Source organism: Kitasatospora herbaricolor, from assembly GCF_030813695.1.
Lineage (GTDB): Bacteria > Actinomycetota > Actinomycetes > Streptomycetales > Streptomycetaceae > Kitasatospora > Kitasatospora herbaricolor.
Genome location: NZ_JAUSVA010000002.1, coordinates 3,853,002 through 3,872,662 on the forward strand (window position 1 = coordinate 3,853,002; position 19,661 = coordinate 3,872,662).

The window sequence follows — 19,661 nt, forward strand, 5'->3', positions numbered from 1 at the left end:
CAGTCTACCGTCGGCCGGACGCCCGCACCGACCTGGCCCTCACCAGCCCCTCGCGTCTCGCATAAGGTGCACGCATGCGTGGAATTCTCTTGGCAGGCGGCACCGGATCACGACTCTGGCCCCTGACCCGAGCTGTCTCGAAGCAGCTCCTGCCGGTCTTCGACAAGCCGATGATCTACTACCCGCTCTCTACCCTCGTGATGGCGGGAATCAGCGAGATCCTCATCATCACCACCCCGGCCGACCGGGAGCAGTTCGAGCGGCTGCTCGGCGACGGCTCGCAGTTCGGCCTGCGCCTCGAGTACGCCGTCCAGGAGCGCCCCGAGGGCATCGCCCAGGCCTTCGTCCTGGGCGCCGACTTCATCGGTGACGAGTCCGTGGCGCTGATCCTCGGCGACAACATCTTCCACGGCAGCGGCCTGGGCACCAGGCTCGCCGAGCACACCGACGCGGCCGGCGGCCGGGTCTTCGCCTACCCGGTGGCCGATCCCACCGCGTACGGCGTGGTGGAGTTCGACGAGAACGGCCAGGCGATCTCCATCGAGGAGAAGCCCGAGCACCCGAAGTCGCGGTACGCCGTGCCGGGCCTGTACTTCTACGACAACCAGGTCGTCGAGATCGCCCGCGGCCTGAAGCCCAGCGCCCGCGGCGAGCTGGAGATCACCGCGGTCAACGACGCCTACCTGCAGAAGGGCGAGCTGAACGTCACGATCCTGGATCGCGGCACCGCCTGGCTCGACACCGGCACCTTCGTGTCGATGGTGCAGGCCTCGGAGTTCGTCCGGGTCATCGAGGAGCGCCAGGGCTTCAAGATCGGCTGCATCGAGGAGGCCGTCTGGCGGGCCGGCCTGATCAGCTCCGACGAGCTCCGTGAGCTCGCCGTCCCGCTGCTGAAGAGCGGCTACGGCCAGTACCTGATCGCCCTGCTCGACGAGGAGAACGCCCGGTGAAGTTCCGTGAGTTGAGCATCGAAGGCCTGATCGAGGTCACGCCGCAGCTGCACGGCGACCCGCGCGGCCTGTTCACCGAGTGGTACCGCTTCGACCGGCTGGCGGAGGTCGTCGGCCACCCGCTGCGGCTCGCCCAGGCGAACCTCTCGGTCTCCTCCCGCGGCGTGGTCCGCGGCATCCACTTCGCCGACGTGCCGCGCGGCCAGGCCAAGTACGTGACCTGCGTGCGCGGCGCCGTCCTGGACGTGATCGTGGACCTGCGGGTGGGCTCCCCCACCTTCGGCCGTTGGGAGGGCGTGCGGCTCGACGACGTCGACCGCCGCGCCGTCTACATCCCCGAGGGCCTCGGCCACGGCTTCTGCGCGCTGAGCGACGACGCCACGCTCTCCTACCTGTGCTCGGAGACGTACAACCCGACCGGCGAGCACTCGGTCCACCCGCTCGACCCCGACCTGGGCATCGAGTGGCCGGCCGACCTGCCGCTGCTCTCCGCCCGCGACGAGGCCGCGCCCTCGCTCGCCGACGCGATCGCGACCGGCCTGCTGCCGGACTACGAGGCCTGCAAGGCCTTCACCGCCTCGCTGGACGAGCAGAACTGACCGACCGCCGTTCCGGCGCACCGGAGCCCCCGCCCCCGAAGAGGGGCGGGGGCTCCGGTCGTTCCGGCGGCCGGACGGCTCGGGGCGCCCGCCGGCGGCAGGGCGATGTGACCAGAATCATGCCGACCCGCGCCCGCGCGCACCCGAGCCGCCCGACCGGCCGACACTTGCCGCCGGAACCCGGGCCACGGCCTCGGCGGCCCGGGCTACCCGGCCACCACGGACTCCGGGGCCGGGTCGCCCTGGGCGGGGAGGGTCGCACCCACGGGTGCCGGCGCGGCGGCCGGGGTCCCCCTGAAGTCCCTGATGGCCCGGGTCATCCCGTCCTTGAGCCGCGGGGCCAGCGGCCGCTCCACGAGGCGGTGCACCAGCCAGGCGGCCACCAGCATCGACGCGGTCACCAGGGCCACCGAGGGCCAGGGGCTCAGGTGGGGACGCAGCAACCGGATCGCCGTCCACCCGATGGCCTCGTGCAGCAGGTACAGGGGATACGTGAGGGCTCCGGCGACGGTGAGCCAGCGCCACCGGATCCGCCCCGTCCCGCCCCAGCCCAGTGCCACGGCGGCCATCACCAGATAGGCGAGGCTGACCAGGAGGACGGCCGGCCACAGCGGGACGTCCAGCCCGAGCACCGCGGACACGTCGCGCTGGTGGTTCAGCGCGTAGCGCGTCGAGAGGATCCAGGAGATCCCGACGATCCCCCACAGCAGGAGGTTCGGCCGGAACCGGTGCATCAGGTAGAACCCGAGGCCGGCGATGAAGAACGACGAGGTCGAGGAGACGACGATCTCGTCGAGGGGCGTCACCTGGATGTAGTCGGTGAGCAAGCTGGCGACCGTCCACAGGCAGCAGAAGATCACCACCCGGCGGTACGTGACGCCCTTCCAGACGACGATCGCGAAGAGCAGGTAGAACTGCATCTCGGTCCAGAGCGTCCAGTAGGCGGCGTCCACGCCGTCGACGTGGAAGGCGGTCTGCAGCATCGTCAGGTTGGCCAGCACGTCGAAGACGCCCAGCGGCCGCCGCACCAGGGGCCAGCACATCAGGACCGCGGTGGTCGCGAACACCGCGAACCAGTACGCCGGGTACAGGCGGATGAACCGGGACTTGGCGAAGTCGGCAAGGCCCCGACCCCAGCTGCTCATGCAGATGACGAAGCCGCTGATGAGGAAGAAGAGGCAGATGCCGGTCCACAGGTAGATCCCCACCGCCGCACCGCCGTGGAAGACGGTGTTGGCGGGCCGGCCCCAGGCGCTGTCCGAGGCGGTGTTCCCGCCCCCGTACCCGACGTAGTGGTGGAACACCACCATGAGCGCGGCCACCAGGCGCAGACCGTCGAGCAGCGCGATACGTCTCCCCCGAGCTCCTCGCGGCCCGAGGGCGGCCTGTCCACTGCGCGTGCTGGCTGTCATCGGAGCATAGTAGCCATCCGACAGATCCCGATCCGACCCGGCCGAGGTCGGGCGAACACGGACGGCCCGCCTCGTCCCAGGGAACGAGGCGGGCCGTCGACGCGGACCGGCGAGGGTCAGCTGCTCGGGAAGGGCGCGTCCACCACGGTCGCCTGCACCCCGGCCGAGCCGAGGTCGTGCTTCAGGCGCTCCGCCACCTTGGCGTCGCCCACCAGGATGGTCGGCGCGGACGGGCAGCTGGCGATGGCCGTCTTCAGGTGGCCGAGTGAGGACTGGTACTCCTTCTCACGGTCGGCCGCCTTCTCCGCCTCGGTCTTGTCCTTGTCGGCCGGCTTCTCCTTGTCCTTCGGCGGCACCGCGGGGCCGCCGATCTTGACGTAGAAGATCTCGTACAGCCCCACCATGTTGCCGCCCTGGTGGGTGAGGAGCTGGGCGATGAAGGTCGACTTGAGGTTGTGGTACGAGTCGTTGCTGTACAGCGCGATCACCGGCGTGGTGACGCCCTTGAGGTCGCGCTTGGTGAGGAGGTTGGCGGCCGGGCCCATGTCGCTGCCGTTCTCGCCCTTAGCCCACTTCACCATCGGGCTGTCGTACCAGGCGGAGGGCTTGCTCCACCCGGAGGGCACCCCCCACTGGACGCCGGCGAACATGCTGAGCGCCGCCGCGGTGGCCACTGCCGAGAGCCCCAGGCGCTCGGCCCGGCGCCGCAGCAGCGGGCCCTTGGTCCGCTCTCCCGGCAGGAGCATCAGCCCGACCATGCCCATCGAGATCAGCGCGATCACCAGGACGCCGGCCGCCAGCTTCTCGAAGTAGTACGAGAGGTAGCCGATGGTGTGCATCTGCCAGAACCCGAAGACCGCGAGCACCAGGCCGGCGCCCAGCACCAGCGCGAGCACCGTCCGGCCGGTGGCGGTGCGGCGGTTCACCGGCAGCGCGGCGGCCACCAGGACGAGCAGGGTGCAGCCGATCAGGACCGGACGGTCGGGGATGACCATCGGCCCGGCGAGGTTCGAGGTCTTCGCCACGTCCAGCTTGGTCAGCACGGAGAAGACGGTGGGCAGCCCCGCGACGAGGGCGCCGGCGGCGAGCGCGCCGAGCAGCAGCCCGCGCCTGGCCGCGAACCGGCGCCGGTGGACGACCAGCACCGAGGCGAGCGCTATGCCCACCAGGACGCCGTAGAGGTTGTAGACGAAGGTGACGGCGACCAGGGCGGCCACCCCGACCAGGGCGAACTCGGCCCGGCCCATCGCCGGTCGCAGCAGCAGGGCCAGGGCCACGGTGAGGAACAGCAGGCCGACCGTCTCCGAGTCGAAGCCCTTCTCCACCAGGAACGCCATCGAGCCGGACAGCATGACCGACAGCACCGTGGCGCAGACCGCCGCCGTGCGCCAGCCGCGCAGTCGCGGGCCGCCCACCCAGCGGGCGGCCCAGACCAGCGCCGCGCAGAACAGGGCGTAGGCGGCCATCACGTAGAGGAGGTAGCGGTTCATCATGCCGAGGGCCGCGCCGCCGTCGGTCGAGGACTTGACCAGGACGTCGATCCAGGCCAGCAGGAAGTGCGTGCCCTGCGGGTAGACCGCCTCGGCCGGCGTCATCATGTACGTCCTGGCGGCCTCCTGGTGGAGGAAGTTGTAGCCGCCGACGTGGTGGATGCCGTCGAAGTACGAGAAGTGCCCCATCCGGTCCTCGGCGGTGGCGAAGTAGGCGATCCGGTCCGCGGCGGACTTGCCGACCAGCGGGTGGTGCACGTACTTCCAGACCACGGCCGCGGTGCCGAGCACCAGGACGTCCGAGCCGCGCAGCTTCAGCGGGATGTGCGGCCGCCGGCGGGCCAGCCAGCCGACGAGGGAGACGACCGTCAGCAGGAAGCCCATCATCGGAACCGGTGACAGGCCCCAGGGCCAGACCGAGAACAGCAGGCCGAAGGCCATCACCGAGCCGCAGACGACGAAGGCCGCGACCACCAGGCGGTCCAGCAGGCCGCCGCCCACCCGGAGCAGGCTCGCCACCGCCAGCACCAGGACGGGGATCAGCACCACGTCCAGGCTGACGGCGTTCAGCACCATCGGCAGCACCCAGGACGCCGCCACGGCCGCCGCCAGGACGGTCCACCGCCGGGCACCGGCCGGGCCGCCGGCCCTTTCCGCCGGCGATCTCTCGGCATTCCTACTTCTCACAACGGCTGAGCGGATCGCCACGGGAGACAAGGCACCTTTCCATCATGTACTCGACCGGATCACGGGGCCTGGCTGTCACGGCCCGATCCGTCCACGGGGCTCGGCCACCCAACCCCCACGGCCGGATCATAACTCCCGGCCGTCCGGAAAAAGCGCCAGGGCCCGGCGACCGCCCAAGGGGCGGACACCGGGCCCTGGCTGCACCCCGGGGACGAGTCCCCGGGGAGCGGTCAGACCGTCAAATTACTTGAGGATCTTGGTGACCTGGCCGGCGCCGACGGTACGACCACCCTCACGGATGGCGAACTTGAGGCCCTCCTCCATGGCGATCGGCTGGATCAGCACGACCGTCATGGCGGTGTTGTCGCCCGGCATGACCATCTCGGTGCCCTCGGGGAGGGTCACGACGCCGGTCACGTCCGTGGTACGGAAGTAGAACTGCGGGCGGTAGTTGTTGAAGAAGGGGGTGTGACGGCCACCCTCGTCCTTCGACAGGATGTAGGACTGGGCCTCGAACTCGGTGTGCGGGGTGACCGAACCGGGCTTGATGATGACCTGGCCGCGCTCGACGTCCTCGCGCTTGATGCCACGGAGGAGCAGACCGACGTTCTCACCGGCCTGGCCCTCGTCGAGCAGCTTGCGGAACATCTCGATGCCGGTGACCGTGGTGGTGGTCTTGGTCTCCTTGATGCCGATGATGTCGACAGTCTCGTTGACCTTGAGGATGCCACGCTCGATACGACCGGTGACGACGGTGCCACGACCGGTGATCGTGAAGACGTCCTCGATCGGCATCAGGAACGGGAGCTCGGTGGCGCGGGCCGGGGTCGGGATGGCCTCGTCGACAGCGTGCATGAGGCCGAGGAGCTTCTCGCCCCACTCCTTGTCACCCTCGAGCGCCTTGAGCGCCGAGACGCGCACGACCGGCAGGTCGTCGCCCGGGAACTCGTACTCGGAGAGCAGCTCGCGGACCTCGAGCTCGACGAGCTCCAGGATCTCCTCGTCGTCCACCATGTCGGCCTTGTTCAGGGCGACGACGATGTAGGGGACGCCGACCTGGCGGGCCAGGAGCACGTGCTCCTTGGTCTGCGGCATCGGGCCGTCGGTGGCGGCGACGACGAGGATCGCACCGTCCATCTGGGCCGCACCGGTGATCATGTTCTTGATGTAGTCCGCGTGACCCGGGCAGTCGACGTGGGCGTAGTGACGCGCCTCGGTCTGGTACTCGACGTGCGCGATCGAGATGGTGATACCGCGCTGCCGCTCCTCCGGCGCCTTGTCGATCTGGTCGAACGGCGTGAAGGGGTTGATGTCGGGGTACGCGTCGTGCAGCACCTTGGTGATCGCCGCGGTAAGGGTCGTCTTACCGTGGTCGATGTGACCGATGGTGCCGATGTTGACGTGGGGCTTCGTCCGCTCGAACTTCGCCTTCGCCACTGCAGTCCTCCTGAGGACAGTTCTGTACGCCGTACGACGTCAGTTGGTCTTTGATCGGGTTTTGGTACGGAGCGCCGGTTTGCGCTCCATGCCGTCCCGCGGGTGGGGGCGGAGACGCCGGCGGGATCTGTGTGATCCCGCCGGGTATGTCTCCTAACAGCCTAAGGGGTCGTGAACGTCCCGAATGTTCGGGATGTCCGCCGCCCTCGGTGAGGACACGGCCGGAGCCGGTCCTTACTCGCCCTTGGCCTTGGCGATGATGTCGTCCGCCACGTTCCGCGGAACCTCGGCGTACGAGTCGAACTGCATCGAGTAGCTTGCGCGACCAGAGGTCTTGCTGCGCAGGTCACCGACGTAGCCGAACATCTCGGAGAGCGGCACCAGCGCCGAAACGACGCGGGCGCCGTGACGCTCGTCCATGGACCGGATCTGGCCACGGCGAGAGTTGATGTCGCCGATCACATCGCCCATGTAGTCCTCGGGCGTGGTGACCTCGACGGCCATCATCGGCTCCAGGAGGGCCGGACCGGCCTTCTTGGCGCCTTCCTTGAAGGCCATCGAACCGGCGATCTTGAACGCCAGCTCGGAGGAGTCGACGTCGTGCGAGGCACCGTCGAGCAGCGTCACGCGGACACCCTGGAGCGGGTAGCCGGCGAGGACACCGAACTCCATGGCCTCCTGGCAACCGGCGTCGACCGAGGGGATGTACTCCTTCGGAACGCGGCCACCGGTGACCTTGTTCACGAACTCGTAGCCCTCGCCGGACTCGATCGGCTCGATCGCGATCTGGATCTTCGCGAACTGGCCGGAGCCACCGGTCTGCTTCTTGTGCGTGTAGTCGATGCGCTCGACGGCCTTGCGGATCGTCTCGCGGTAGGCGACCTGCGGCTTGCCGACGTTGGCCTCGACCTTGAACTCACGCTTCATACGGTCGACCAGCACCTCGAGGTGCAGCTCGCCCATACCGGCGATGATGGTCTGGCCGGTCTCCTCGTCGGTGTTGACCTGGAAGGACGGGTCCTCCTCGGCCAGCCGCTGGATCGCGGTGCCCAGACGCTCCTGGTCACCCTTCGACTTCGGCTCGATCGCGACGCGGATGACCGGGGCCGGGAAGTCCATGGACTCCAGGATGACCGGGTTCTTCTCGTCGGACAGGGTCTCGCCGGTGGTGGTCTGCTTGAGACCCATGACGGCGACGATGTCGCCGGCGCCCACCGAGTCGATCTCCTCACGCTTGTTCGCGTGCATGCGGTAGATCTTGCCGATGCGCTCCTTGCGGCCCTTCACCGCGTTGAGGACGGCGGTGCCGGCCTCAAGGCGCCCGGAGTAGATCCGGACGAAGGTGAGCTTGCCCAGGTGCGGGTCGGACATGATCTTGAACGCCAGCGCGGCGAGCGGCTCGTCGTCCGAGGCCTTGCGGGAGATCTTGACCGTGTCGTCGCCGGGCTTGGTGCCCTCGATGGACTCGATGTCCAGCGGCGACGGCAGGTACTTGACGACCGCGTCGAGCAGGGGCTGAACGCCCTTGTTCTTGAAGGCGGTACCGCAGAAGATCGGCGTGAAGTCCGAGTTCAGGGTGCCCTTGCGGATCGCGGCGACCAGCAGCTCCTCGGGGACGTCCTCGCCCTCCATGGCGAGTTCCATCACCTCGTCGCTGACGTTCGACACGGTGTCCAGCAGCGCCTCGCGGTACTCGGCGGCCTGCTCCTGGAGGTCGGCCGGGATGTCGACGATGTCGTACATCTCGCCCTTGGCGGCCTCGGCGGACCAGACCAGCGCCTTCATGCGGACCAGGTCCACAACGCCGGCGAAGTCGCCCTCGGCACCGATCGGGAGCTGCATCACCAGCGGGGTGGCGCCGAGGCGGTCCACGATGGTGTCGACGCAGAAGAAGAAGTTCGCGCCCGTGCGGTCCAGCTTGTTGATGAAGCAGATGCGCGGGACGCCGTAGCGGTCAGCCTGCCGCCACACGGTCTCGGACTGGGGCTCGACACCGGCGACACCGTCGAACACCGTGACGGCGCCGTCGAGGACGCGGAGCGAACGCTCCACCTCGACGGTGAAGTCGACGTGACCCGGGGTGTCGATGATGTTGATCGTGTTGTCAACATCGTCGACGGTCCAGTGACAGGTCGTCGCGGCCGACGTGATCGTGATGCCGCGCTCCTGCTCCTGCTCCATCCAGTCCATGGTGGCAGCGCCATCGTGGACCTCACCGATCTTGTACGACACACCGGTGTAGAACAGGATCCGCTCGGTGGTGGTGGTCTTGCCCGCGTCGATGTGCGCCATGATCCCGATGTTGCGGACCCTGGCAAGGTCAAGGGAGGTTGCAGCCATGGTGGCTCGTTCTCTCTCTGTCTAGTGACGGGGTTAGGACTACCAGCGGTAGTGCGCGAAGGCCTTGTTGGACTCGGCCATCTTGTGGGTGTCCTCGCGACGCTTCACGGAAGCGCCCAGGCCGTTGCTGGCGTCGAGGATCTCGTTCATGAGGCGCTCGGTCATGGTCTTCTCGCGACGGGCGCGGGAGTAGCCGACCATCCAGCGCAGCGCCAGGGTGGCGGCGCGGCCCGGACGGACCTCGACCGGAACCTGGTACGTCGCGCCACCGACACGGCGGGACTTGACCTCGAGGGCGGGCTTGACGTTCTCAAGCGCGCGCTTCAGGGTGACGACGGGGTCGGCACCGGTCTTCTCACGAACGCCCTCGAGGGCGCCGTAGACGATCCGCTCGGCGGTGGAGCGCTTGCCGTGCAGCAGGATCTTGTTGACCAGCGACGTCACCACAGGGGAGCCGTAAACCGGGTCGATGATGACCGGGCGCTTCGGGGCGGGGCCCTTACGAGGCATTCTTACTTCTCCTTCTTGGCGCCGTAGCGGCTGCGGGCCTGCTTGCGGTTCTTGACACCCTGGGTGTCAAGGGAGCCGCGGATGATCTTGTAACGCACACCCGGCAGGTCCTTCACACGACCGCCACGCACGAGCACGATGGAGTGCTCCTGCAGGTTGTGGCCCTCGCCCGGAATGTAAGCGGTGACCTCGATCCCGCTGGTGAGGCGCACACGGGCGACCTTACGGAGAGCCGAGTTCGGCTTCTTCGGGGTGGTCGTGTACACACGCGTGCAAACGCCACGACGCTGGGGCGAGCCCTTGAGCGCGGGAGTCTTGTTCTTCTCGACCTTGTCCTGCCGGCCCTTTCGGACCAGCTGCTGGATCGTAGGCACCGTTTCTCCGTTTTCTGTGTGCCATCGCTTGGTAGATCTAACCTGCGGTGTTCCCAACGCACACGGCCCCGTGGTCGACCCACGCGGTCGGGTGTGTTGGGCTTCTTCCAGCCCCTCCGCACCGGCTTCGCAGCCGACACGGACGGTGGAGGAATCGCGGAATCCCATGAGCTGATGTGCAGCGACGGCGCTCACGCGCGCGAGGCGCTGGAGAGCGCATCGCCGTGGCGCGGCGGCCGGTGTGCTTGCACGCACAAGGACCCGGGGACACCCCAGGCACAAGGTCAGAGCGTACCTAGCGCATCGGGCGCGGTCAAAACAAATGCGACGGCCCAGGTCATGGCGTCCGTCACGGCCGCGGTCCGTCCCTCCAGCGCTATCACACCCGCTCCGGATCCGCATCCGGAGCGGGTCGGCGTCAAGCCGCCGGCGCGACCTTGCGCTCGCCCCGGCGGCCGAGCACCCGGCCGGCGCCGAGCGGGGAGCCCCCGGGGGTGAGGCCGCGGTCGTCCGCCATCACGAACAGGGTCAGCACCAGGGCCGCCGCGCCGTAGACCACGATCCAGAGCAGCCAGGTGCCCGGCGGCGACCAGTGGGCGTGCAGGAGCAGGAACGAGCCCTCGGTGCCCACGGTGTTGCGTCGCAGCGCCCAGACGAATGAGGTCAGGTTGACCACCGACAGCGAGAACGCCGACAGGGCCACCAGCCGGCGCCAGGGCATCCCGTTGACCGGGGAGCGCTTCACGCAGATCGCGGCCGCCGTGATCGGCAGTCCGACCGCGAACGGCAGCAGGTAGCGGCCCTGCCAGATCAGGCCGAGTTGCTGCGCCTGGGCCGCCTGCGCGACCACCGGGATCAGGATGATGCCCGCGACGATCCCGAGCACCGCCACCGTCTCCCGGAGCCGGGCGAAGCAGAGCGCAAGCATCGCCAGCAGCAGCACCACGGTGCTCCAGACCAGCAGCGGGGCGGCCGGCGTCGGGGTGTCCAGCCAGCCGAAGTAGCCGATCATCTGCTTGATGTAGGTCAGGGAGCTGTCGAAGGACATCCGGGCCGCCTTGCGCACCGTGAGGTCCGCCGGGGTGTCTATCACCGAGTGGTCGGGGTGCAGGGCCGTCCAGGCCAGCGCGGACGCGCTGGTGGCGGCCACCACGAGGCCCCAGATCCAGGCCGACTTGCGGCTGAGGACGGAGCGCAGCGCGCCGCGCTCCTGGAGCAGCAGGCCGCCGACCACGGCACCGAGGAACCAGATGATGCCCAGCGGCCTGATGCTGATCAGCACCGTGGCGCCGATCCCCAGCCGGGCCAGCCGCCTGGTCAGCAGCTTGGGTTCGGGCGACATCAGGATCGGCAGCACCGAGCTCCAGACCAGGGTGCCCGCGGCGATCTCCGCACCGCTCGGGTTCACCATGCCGATCATGAACAGGGACATCGGTGTGGCCGCCGCCAGCATCCCGAGCACCGTGATGGATCGCCGGTGCCACTCGGCGGCCGCGACCATGGCGCTGGCCAGCAGTGCGGCACCGATGGCGGCCGAGACCAGGCGCATCAGGTAGAGGCCGCTCACCCCGTCGAGGACGCGGCTGGTCCAGCCGACCGCCGCGTAGTACGCCGGGTTGTAGCGGCCCGCGGCGGTGGTCACCTCGGTGATCTGCTCCGCCGAGTGCCCCAGTCCCGGTGCGCAGCCGGCCGAGCGCTCGGGCCGGAAGACGTAGCACGAGTTGATGGTCTTGAGGTCCTCGTACCAGGCGGGGAGCTGGACGCCGGTCTCGGCGAAGTTCCCGTCGATGTTGGCCACCCGGTGCGGGACCATCACCTCGGTGCCGCCCAGCTGCCCGCGGGCCACCGCGGCCGCCCGGATGATGTGCGCGTGCTCGTCCGGCGAGGCGCCCATGGGTGTGGAGAGCGAGAATGCGCCGCCCAGCATGAAGAAGAGCACGAAGGACACCACCCACAGACGTCGGGGCGTCTTCATGAGCCGGTCGGCGAGCCGCTTCATGGTGTTCGTCATCTGGAGATGGCCCTCTGGGGAACTCGGAGAAGTCTTGCTGTCGGGAGGGGCGGACCCACCGCCGCCGGTCACTGGATCATCGCCACCCAGGCCTGGTCGCCCTCCTTGGTGCAGACGCCGCCCGGAGCGAACTTCGGGCACTTCCCGTCGAGCTTCTGCACGGTGTGCGACACCCAGGGCAGGATCCGGTACGTGTTCTCCTTGGCCGGCATGTAGCGGTCGGCCATCGAGGAGGAGACGGTGCCGAACAGGAACAGCAGGGCGAACAGCGCGCCGACGACGGCGCCCTGCGGGTTCGGGAAGCCACCGCCCAAGGTCTTCGTCCCGTCCGTCCCGTCGGCGGCCCCGCCACGACGCTCGGCCAGTCGGAGCGAGAGCAGGTGCGCCACCAGTGCACAGAGGATCAGCCCACAGTAGAGCAGCTGGTTGTTGGTGCGGGTGTAGAGCTGGACCGTCTGGGTCTCGTACATGTGCGAGGCGATGTACATCCGCACCACCCAGGCGCTGGCGAACATGCAGATGATGGTGACCACCATCGGCTTGCGCAGGCCCAGCCAGAGCGCGACGCCCAGGCAGACGAACATCACCACGGCGAACAGGCCCATGCCGCCGAACTCGCCGGGCAGCGGCCACTCGGTGACCTTGCCGGGCATGTCGGTGCGCCACATCAGGAAGTACGCCGGGTCGGTGAAGTTGTCGAACCGGAAGCTGACGTCCTTGGTGGTCTGACCCTCGGTGAGCAGGGTCACCAGGTAGCGGCCGGCCACCGCGGCGAAGGCCCCCGCGGTGACGGCGACGAAGGCGAGCCCGCGCAGCCGGTCGGCCCGCCAGGGGAAGTACACGAGGGCGGCGACCAGCACGCCGGCCGCGCTCCACAGGAACCAGCCGGAGTAGGTCAGGAACAGCAGCCCGAGCAGGGCGCCGAAGCCGGCGCCCTTGAGCAGCAACAACCGCCAGCCGTCCGTGCCGCTGCGCCTCAGCTGGATGACCATCGCGACCAGCACCGGCACCAGCAGGACCAGCACCGTCTGGCTGTACGGCTTGTAGGCGTCGATCAGCGCGAAGGCGGGCAGGACGCCGAACGCCAGGGCGCGGATCGGGCTCAGCAGCATCCGCCAGGCCAGGTAGACCAGCGGGCCGAAGGCCGCGGCGCCCAGGATCTGGAGGTCCTTGAAGGCGTAGGCGGTGTTCCCGTCGTGGAACCACTGCGCGTAGTACCCGAGGGTGTACAGCGGCGCGGGCGGGTAGACCGGGGAGGGCGAGGGCAGCCCGTGGGCCACCGCCTGCGACCATTCGACGATCCGGCCGCTGTCGCCGTTCAGCCCGAACATCGGCCACGGGGTGCCGAGCAGCGCGACCACCGCACCCGCCGCGACGAAGCCGCTGGCCAGCCCGGCTATGGCGGCGCTGGCGAAGCGGGTGACCAGGCCGAAGTGGCGTCCGCCGCGCAGGCGCATCGCGACCACCGCGGCGGCGACCAGCACCAGGCCGATCACCGCGAACCGGAGCTGGATCGCGGCCAGGCCGCTCACCTGGGCGAGCCGGTTCAGCGGGTCGAGCTTGAAGCTGCGGGCCAGATAGGGCAGGACGAGTGCGGCGGCGAAGGCCACCCCCGCCTCGGCCGCCAGGAGGAGCGGTGAGCGCCAGGCCGGACGCAGGTGGGGCCGGCGGCCGGCGCGGCCTGCTCCGGCGTGCGAGCGGGACGGCGAAGGCGTGCTCGCACTCTCGGTGCTGACTGTCACTGGATTTGAGTCCTCGGTGGTCGATGTCCCGCGAACCGCGGAGTCTGACGCCCCCCTCACCGGGCATCCGGCCGACGGCGAGTGCGGCTGGCTCCTGCGTTGACACAGCAGTAGCCGCTCCGGGCATCCTAAGGCCTGCCCGTTGACGAGCCTTCGTGGAGGCCCGGCCGCTGCGGAATCGATACCGTCGGTGTGGTACCGGACGGCGGGCCGGTCACCGCGGCCGGTCACCACGGGCCGCGCCGGACGCCGGGGAGCCGGCCCCGGGCCGGGGCCGGCGGACGGCCCGCGGCCGGTTCAGCCGCCGCCGACCGAGGCGAGCACGCCGAGCAGCATCAGCAGCAGCCAGCCCGCCATCGACAGGTAGCCGATCACCAGGCCGGCGGTGGCCATCCCGTCGCCCTCCTCGTGCCGCGCCCGGATCTGCGACTTGGCGATGTGCCCGCAGATCACCGCCGGCAGCGCGAGCGTGCCGGCGGTGGGGACGCAGAGCAGGCCGAGCACCATCGAGGCGACCGCGACACCGTTGGTCGGCCGCTGCATCGGGATCACCGGCGGCGGCAGGAAGGTGGGCGGGACGACCGGAACCGCCGCGCCCATCGGCAGCACCATCGGGCCGGAGGGCAGATCGGCGACGATCTGCGCGAGCTGACCGTAGGTCTGGGCGCGGTTCGCGGCGTCGAAGCGCTGCGAGTACTCCTCGGCCGAGAGGCGTCCCTCGGCGTAGGCGGCCTTGAGGACGTCCACCGTGCGGTCGCGGTCCGTGTGAGCCGCGCGCATGGCGGCCTGCGGGGTCTGGGCGGGCTGCCAGGGCTGGGCGTACGGCTGGGGCTGTTGGTTCGTCGGGGGCTGGGCGTACGGATTGGGCTGCCCGTACCCGGAGCCCTGCTGACCCCACGGCTGTACGGCCATCCGGCCACCTCCCCGACACCCGGCGCGCCGCGCGCGCTCGCTGCTCTCATAGTGCAGGACGAAGGAGCGCCCTGAGTAGTTGCCGATTTCGACAGGGAGCGTGTTCGGATCCGTCCACGCTCGCCCATTTGGCCCAGACACGCCGTATCCGGGGACTCGCCGGCGGCCCGACGGCACGGTGGCAGGCTGGGCCGCACCCCGTCACCCCGCCTCCCCCACCCTGGAGAAGCACCCATGCAGGCGTCCGCCCCGCCGTCGTCCCCCGGAGCCGCCGTCAGTATCCACAACCTGTGGAAGCGCTTCGGCCGGCAGGCCGCCGTCGCCGGGCTGAACCTCGAACTGCCGGCCGGCGCCTTCATCGGGCTGGTCGGCCCGAACGGCGCCGGCAAGACCACCACCCTGTCGATGGCCACCGGTCTGCTGCGGCCGGACGAGGGAACGGTCCTGATCCACGGCGCCGACGTCTGGGCGGACCCGGTCGCCGTCAAGGCCAGGATCGGCATCCTGCCCGAGGGGCTGCGGATGTTCGAGCGGCTCAGCGGGCGCGAACTGCTGCAGTACAACGGACGGCTCCGCGGCCTGCCCGGCGCCGAGGTGGACCGCCGCGCCGGGGAACTGCTCGGCGTCCTCGACCTCACCGCCGACGCGGACAAGCTGGTCGCCGACTACTCCACCGGCATGCGCAAGAAGATCGGCCTGGCCGCCGCCCTGCTGCACAACCCCGACGTGCTCTTCCTGGACGAGCCCTTCGAGGGCGTCGACCCGGTCTCCGCCCAGACCATCCGCGGGGTGCTCAAGCGGTACGCCGCGGCCGGCAGCACCGTGGTCTTCTCCAGCCACGTGATGGAACTGGTCGAGCAGCTCTGCGACTGGGTGGCGGTGGTCGACGCCGGCCGGGTGATCGCGCACGGCCCGCTGGACGAGGTCCGCGGCGGGCGCTCGCTGCACGCCGCCTTCCTGGACCTGATCGGCGTCCGCGAGGACGACGACCAGGCCCTCGGCTGGCTCGGCGGCGACCGGTGAGCGCCGCGCCGCCCGAAGGCCGGCAGGTCGTCCGGGCCCTGGTCTCGCTCAAACTGCGGCTGCTCCGCAACGGCCTGCGCCGCAGCCCCGGCCGGGCCGCCGTCTACGTCCTCGGCACCGTGGCCGGCCTGCTGCTCGCCGCCGGCCTCGGACTCGGCCTCGCCCTGCTGAACGGCCGGGCCGGGGCCGGCGACGCCGCCGTCATGGTGACCTTCGCCCTGGTCCTCGGCTGGGCCGCGGTGCCGCTCTTCCTCTTCTCCAGCGACGAGAGCGCCGACCCGACCCGGCTCACCATGCTGCCGCTGCGGCCCGGACCGCTGCTGCGCGGCTCGGTGCTGGCCGCGCTGATCGGCCCCGGCCCCGCCGTCGCCCTGGTGCTGCTCACCGGCGCGGTGCTGGCCGGCGCGCACGGCGCCGCCTCCGCGGTGGCCGCCGTGATCGGCGTCCCGCTCACCGTGGTGAGCGTGGTGACGCTGTCCAGGGCGGTCGCCGCCGGCAACGCCCGGCTGCTGTCCAGCCGGCGCGGCAAGGACTTCGCCGTCTTCGGCGGACTGCTCTTCGCCCTGCTCGTGCAGGTCGCCAACCTCAGCTTCCAGAGCACCCTCGGCAGGCCCGGCGAATCGCTGGACCTCTCCCCCTTCGCGCCGTTCGCCGCGGTGCTGCGCTGGGTGCCGCCGGTCAGCGCCCTGGACGCCGCCCGCACGGCCGGCGAGGGGCACTACGCCCTGGCCCTGCTGCAGCTCGCGGCCGGCGCCGTCCTGCTCGCGCTGCTGCTGCGCTGGTGGTTGGCCAGTCTCCAGCAGCTGATGGTGACCGCCGACGCCTCCACCCTGGAGGTGGCCCGCGGCGTGGGGCAGTCCCACGGCTGGGGTTTCCTGCCCGCCGGCCGGACCGGCGCGGTGATGCAGCGGCACCTGCGGTACGCCTGGCGGGAGCCGCGGGCCAAGGCCGCGGTGTTCACCAGCATCGGGATGACGCTGGTGGTCTGCGTGCTGTCGCTCGTCCAGGGGTGGTCCAGCGTCTACCTGGTGGTGATGGCCGGGATGTTCCTCGGCCTGCAGATGGTCAACCTGTTCGGGATGGACGGCTCCGCCTTCTGGATGGTCGCCGCCACCCTGGTCACCCCCGCCGACGCCCGGGACGAGCTGCGCGGGCGGGCCTACGCCGTCCTCCTCTACGCGGTGCCGGTCACCGCGCTGCTCGGGCTGGTGCTGGCGAGCGCCACCGGCGACTGGGCCGGGTTCGCCCCCGCGCTCGGCCTGGCCCTGTCGGTGCTCGGCTGCGCCGTCGGGCTCGGCGCGCTGTTCAGCGTGGTCGCGCCGTACGCGATGCCCGCCGACGGCAACCCGATGCGCAACGCGGCCCCGGGCCAGAGCGGGCTGACCCTCCTCAACACCTTCGGCTCGATGGTCGGGGTGCTGCTGCTGAGCCTGCCGGCCGGCGGCTGCCTGGCCTGGGCGCTGGCGACCGACGGCCCGGCCTGGCTCCTCCTGCCGCTCGGGCCGCTCTACGGCGCCGCGGCCGCCGCGCTCGGGGTCCGGGTGGCCGCCGGGCGACTGCTCGGCCGGCTGCCGGAGATCCTGGCGAAGGCCGTCGAGCGCTGATCCCGGGCCGCACTGCTGGCGGCTCACCCGCCGCCGGACGGGTCCGCGCCCGCGCTCCGGCATCATGGCAGGAGGGCCGACCACCCCGGACACCGTACGCAGCGAAAGCAGATTCACCGTGGGCAAGCGCAGGCAGCAGCAGGACTCCGGGCCGGACGAGGCCGTCGGCGGGCTGCTGGAGCAGGCGGTCCACCGGGTGGTGGCCGCGCCCGCGGAGGGGCTGGACCTCGCGCTGGACACCGGCGCGTCGATGCTGGCCGCCGCCCCCGGCCAGTGGCCGGAGGTGAGCCGGGCGCTGCTGCGGTACGCGGACACGGCGGTCGGACGCTGCTGGTCGGCGGGCTGGCGGCCGGCCGACCTGGCCCGGGTGGTGCGGCGGGAGCTGAAGCCGGTGCACCTGGCGCTGGCCGTCGACCTGATCGCCGCCGAAGGGCGCCGCCACCCGGCGGCGGCCCTCGACCGGCGCTGGCACGAGCAGCTGCGGGAACTCGCCACCGAGGTGTGGTGGACCGGCGACGAGACCTATCTCACGGACTTCGCCGGACGCCACCGGCTGGACCGCTTCGCGCTGGCCACCGCCGCGCTGGAACTGCTCCGCACCTGGGGGCACCTGCCGCCCGTCCAGCCGGTCGGCCCGGTGCCCGGCCAGGCCCCGCGGGCCGAGCGGCCGAGCGGGCCGGTCACCGGCGAGCCCCGGATGCTGTCCCGGATCCGGGCGCTGCTCGCCAAGGCCGAGTCCACCGAGTACCCGGAGGAGGCCGAGGCGCTGACCGCCAAGGCCCAGCAGCTGATGGCCCAGCACAGCATCGACGAGGCGCTGCTGGCCGTCACCGCGGCCGCCGCGGACACCCCGGCGGCGCTGCGGATCGGCGTCGACAGCCCGTACGAGGTCCCCAAGACGATGCTGCTGGACGCGGTGGCCGCGGCCAACCGCTGCCGGGTGGTCTGGGCGAAGGAGTTCGGCTTCTGCACCATCGTCGGCTTCGACGCCGACCTGGACGGCGTCGAACTGCTCTACACCTCGCTGCTGGTGCAGGCCACCGCGGCGATGCACAGGGCGGGCAGCCGCCAGCACCTGGACGGCGCGTCCAGGACCAAGGCGTTCCGGCAGTCCTTCCTGGTCGCCTACGCGGCCCGGATCCGGGAGCGGCTGACCACCGCGACCGAGCAGGCCACCCAGGACGCGGCCGCCGGCCGGCACCTGCGCGAGGACGGCACGGCCGAGCAGCTGACACCGGACGAGCGGCTGCTCCCGGCACTGGCCGCACGGGAGCAGGCGGTGGATGCGACGATCGGACGGATGTTCCCGAAGCTGACCTCGCAGCGCGTCCGGGTGAGCGACGGCGAGGGCTGGGCGGCCGGCCGGGCCGCCGCCGACCGTGCCGCGCTGCACGGGCGGGCCGGGGCCATCCGGCGCTGAACGGCGAAGATCCGGGCGAGGGCCCGGACGAAGGGGGATTGGTGCTGTGACGGAGTACGCGGACCGGGTACGGGGCGCCCTGCTCGGCGGGGCGGTCGGTGACGCGCTCGGCTGGCCGGTGGAGTTCCTGCACCTGGACGACATCCGGGGGCGCTACGGCCCCGACGGGGTCACCGGCCCGGTGGCGAACCGGGGCGGCCAGGTCACCGACGACACCCAGATGACCCTGTTCACCGCGGAGGGCCTGATCCGCGGCTTCGTCCGGGGCTGGTCCGGCGGTGGCGGCTCGGTGCCGGAGGCCGTCCACGGCGCCTACCAGCGCTGGCTGCTGACCCAGGAACAGGACGGGCCCGACCTGCTGCCCCTGCAGGCGCCGTACGACGGCTGGCTGCTCCGCCAGCCGTTCCTGTACGCCCGGCGGGCGCCGGGCAACGCCTGCATGACCGGGGTCGCGTACCACCGGGAGTTCGAGACGCCCTCGATGTTCGGGCAGCCCGGCCCGATCAACGCCCACTCCAAGGGGTGCGGCACGGTGATGCGCTCGGCGCCGTTCGGGCTGGCCCGGCTCGGCGTCGAGCAGGCCTTCGGGCTGGCCGCCCAGTGCGCCCAGCTCACCCACGGCCACCCGACCGGGTACCTGGCGGCGGGCGCCTTCGCCGCGCTGATCGAACGGGTGACGGCCGGGACGGACCTGCGCACCGCCGTCGAGGAGACCATCGAGCAGACCGCCGGCTGGCCCGCCGCCGAGGAGACCGTCAAGGCGCTGCGGCGGGCCGTGCTGCTCGCCGACCAGGGCGACCCGAGCGCCGACTGGGTGGAACGGGTCGGCCTCGGCTGGATCGCCGAGGAGTGCCTGGCCGTCGCCGTGTACTGCGCGCTGGCGGGCGGCGAGGGCGCGGCTGGCGCCCGGCGGGCCCTGCTCCTCTCGGTGAACCACTCCGGTGACAGCGACTCCACCGGCGCGGTCTGCGGCAACCTGGTCGGCGCGGCCTACGGCGCCACGGCGCTGCCTGCCGCCTGGACGGACTCGGTGGAGGGCCGGGAGGTCCTGCGCAGGGTCGCGGACGACCTGGTGGTGCTGTTCGGCAGCCGGGAGCCGGCCCACCCGGTGCTCGACGGCCGCTACCCGGTGGGGTAGCGGCCGCGGGGG

Annotated in this window: 15 protein-coding genes; 6 read left to right on the forward strand and 9 right to left on the reverse strand. The window is 71.1% G+C overall.

The features are described 5' to 3' along the window. Nucleotides 1–74 precede the first annotated feature (74 nt). On the forward strand, nt 75–950 hold the full coding sequence (gene rfbA, locus J2S46_RS17180) for a glucose-1-phosphate thymidylyltransferase RfbA (RefSeq protein ID WP_073924314.1): 876 nt from the start codon (nt 75–77) through the stop codon (nt 948–950). Beyond that, nucleotides 947–1,549, forward strand: coding sequence for a dTDP-4-dehydrorhamnose 3,5-epimerase (gene rfbC / locus J2S46_RS17185; protein ID WP_073924315.1), 603 nt, complete (start codon nt 947–949; stop codon nt 1,547–1,549). The genes rfbA and rfbC overlap by 4 nt, the downstream gene beginning before the upstream one ends. Before the next feature lie 206 nt (nt 1,550–1,755). On the opposite strand, the gene J2S46_RS17190 is transcribed toward rfbC, so the two are convergent. The 9 genes from J2S46_RS17190 to J2S46_RS17230 all read right to left on the reverse strand — a co-directional run bounded on the left by J2S46_RS17190 (nt 1,756) and on the right by J2S46_RS17230 (nt 14,464). Beyond that, nucleotides 1,756–2,961 carry an acyltransferase family protein gene (locus J2S46_RS17190; RefSeq protein WP_191289657.1) on the reverse strand — a complete coding sequence of 402 codons (1,206 nt, stop codon included), beginning with the start codon at nt 2,959–2,961 and terminating at the stop codon, nt 1,756–1,758. Nucleotides 2,962–3,077: 116 nt separating this feature from the next. Continuing rightward, a complete protein-coding gene (locus J2S46_RS17195) occupies nt 3,078–5,138 on the reverse strand; it encodes a hypothetical protein (protein WP_194506020.1) in 2,061 nt (686 codons plus the stop codon). 243 nt (nt 5,139–5,381) lie between these two features. Next, nucleotides 5,382–6,575, reverse strand: a complete 1,194-nt coding sequence (tuf, locus tag J2S46_RS17200) for an elongation factor Tu (RefSeq protein ID WP_190210874.1) — start codon at nt 6,573–6,575, stop codon at nt 5,382–5,384. Between the two features lie 234 nt (nt 6,576–6,809). Continuing rightward, the gene (fusA, locus tag J2S46_RS17205; RefSeq protein WP_190210875.1) at nt 6,810–8,915 is read right to left on the reverse strand and encodes an elongation factor G; all 2,106 of its coding nucleotides are present in this window, start codon (nt 8,913–8,915) and stop codon (nt 6,810–6,812) included. Between the two features lie 39 nt (nt 8,916–8,954). Continuing rightward, a complete protein-coding gene (rpsG, locus tag J2S46_RS17210) occupies nt 8,955–9,425 on the reverse strand; it encodes a 30S ribosomal protein S7 (protein ID WP_073924319.1) in 471 nt (156 codons plus the stop codon). 2 nt (nt 9,426–9,427) lie between these two features. After that, complete coding sequence (gene rpsL / locus J2S46_RS17215) at nt 9,428–9,799, reverse strand: 30S ribosomal protein S12 (protein ID WP_014144289.1); 372 nt, start codon at nt 9,797–9,799, stop codon at nt 9,428–9,430. Nucleotides 9,800–10,217: 418 nt separating this feature from the next. After that, nucleotides 10,218–11,810, reverse strand: a complete 1,593-nt coding sequence (locus tag J2S46_RS17220) for a DUF2142 domain-containing protein (RefSeq protein ID WP_191289655.1) — start codon at nt 11,808–11,810, stop codon at nt 10,218–10,220. A 68-nt stretch (nt 11,811–11,878) separates the two neighbouring features. After that, nucleotides 11,879–13,552 carry a hypothetical protein gene (locus tag J2S46_RS17225; RefSeq protein WP_191289654.1) on the reverse strand — a complete coding sequence of 558 codons (1,674 nt, stop codon included), beginning with the start codon at nt 13,550–13,552 and terminating at the stop codon, nt 11,879–11,881. Between the two features lie 297 nt (nt 13,553–13,849). Next, nucleotides 13,850–14,464: a DUF1707 and DUF4190 domain-containing protein gene (locus J2S46_RS17230; protein ID WP_229912640.1), complete on the reverse strand. Its 615-nt coding sequence runs from the start codon at nt 14,462–14,464 to the stop codon at nt 13,850–13,852. Nucleotides 14,465–14,698: 234 nt separating this feature from the next. Between J2S46_RS17230 and J2S46_RS17235 the strand changes: the two genes are divergently transcribed. The 4 genes from J2S46_RS17235 (at nt 14,699) to J2S46_RS17250 (ending at nt 19,649) form a co-directional block, all read left to right on the forward strand. Next, nucleotides 14,699–15,487, forward strand: coding sequence for an ABC transporter ATP-binding protein (locus J2S46_RS17235; RefSeq protein WP_191289653.1), 789 nt, complete (start codon nt 14,699–14,701; stop codon nt 15,485–15,487). Continuing rightward, entirely contained in the window at nt 15,484–17,091 is a 1,608-nt protein-coding gene (locus J2S46_RS17240; protein WP_191289652.1) for a transporter, read from the forward strand. The genes J2S46_RS17235 and J2S46_RS17240 overlap by 4 nt, the downstream gene beginning before the upstream one ends. A 118-nt stretch (nt 17,092–17,209) precedes the next feature. Further along, a complete protein-coding gene (locus J2S46_RS17245; protein WP_229912639.1) occupies nt 17,210–18,511 on the forward strand; it encodes a DUF2786 domain-containing protein in 1,302 nt (433 codons plus the stop codon). A 46-nt stretch (nt 18,512–18,557) separates the two neighbouring features. Beyond that, a complete protein-coding gene (locus J2S46_RS17250) occupies nt 18,558–19,649 on the forward strand; it encodes an ADP-ribosylglycohydrolase family protein (RefSeq protein WP_191289650.1) in 1,092 nt (363 codons plus the stop codon). Nucleotides 19,650–19,661 lie beyond the last annotated feature (12 nt).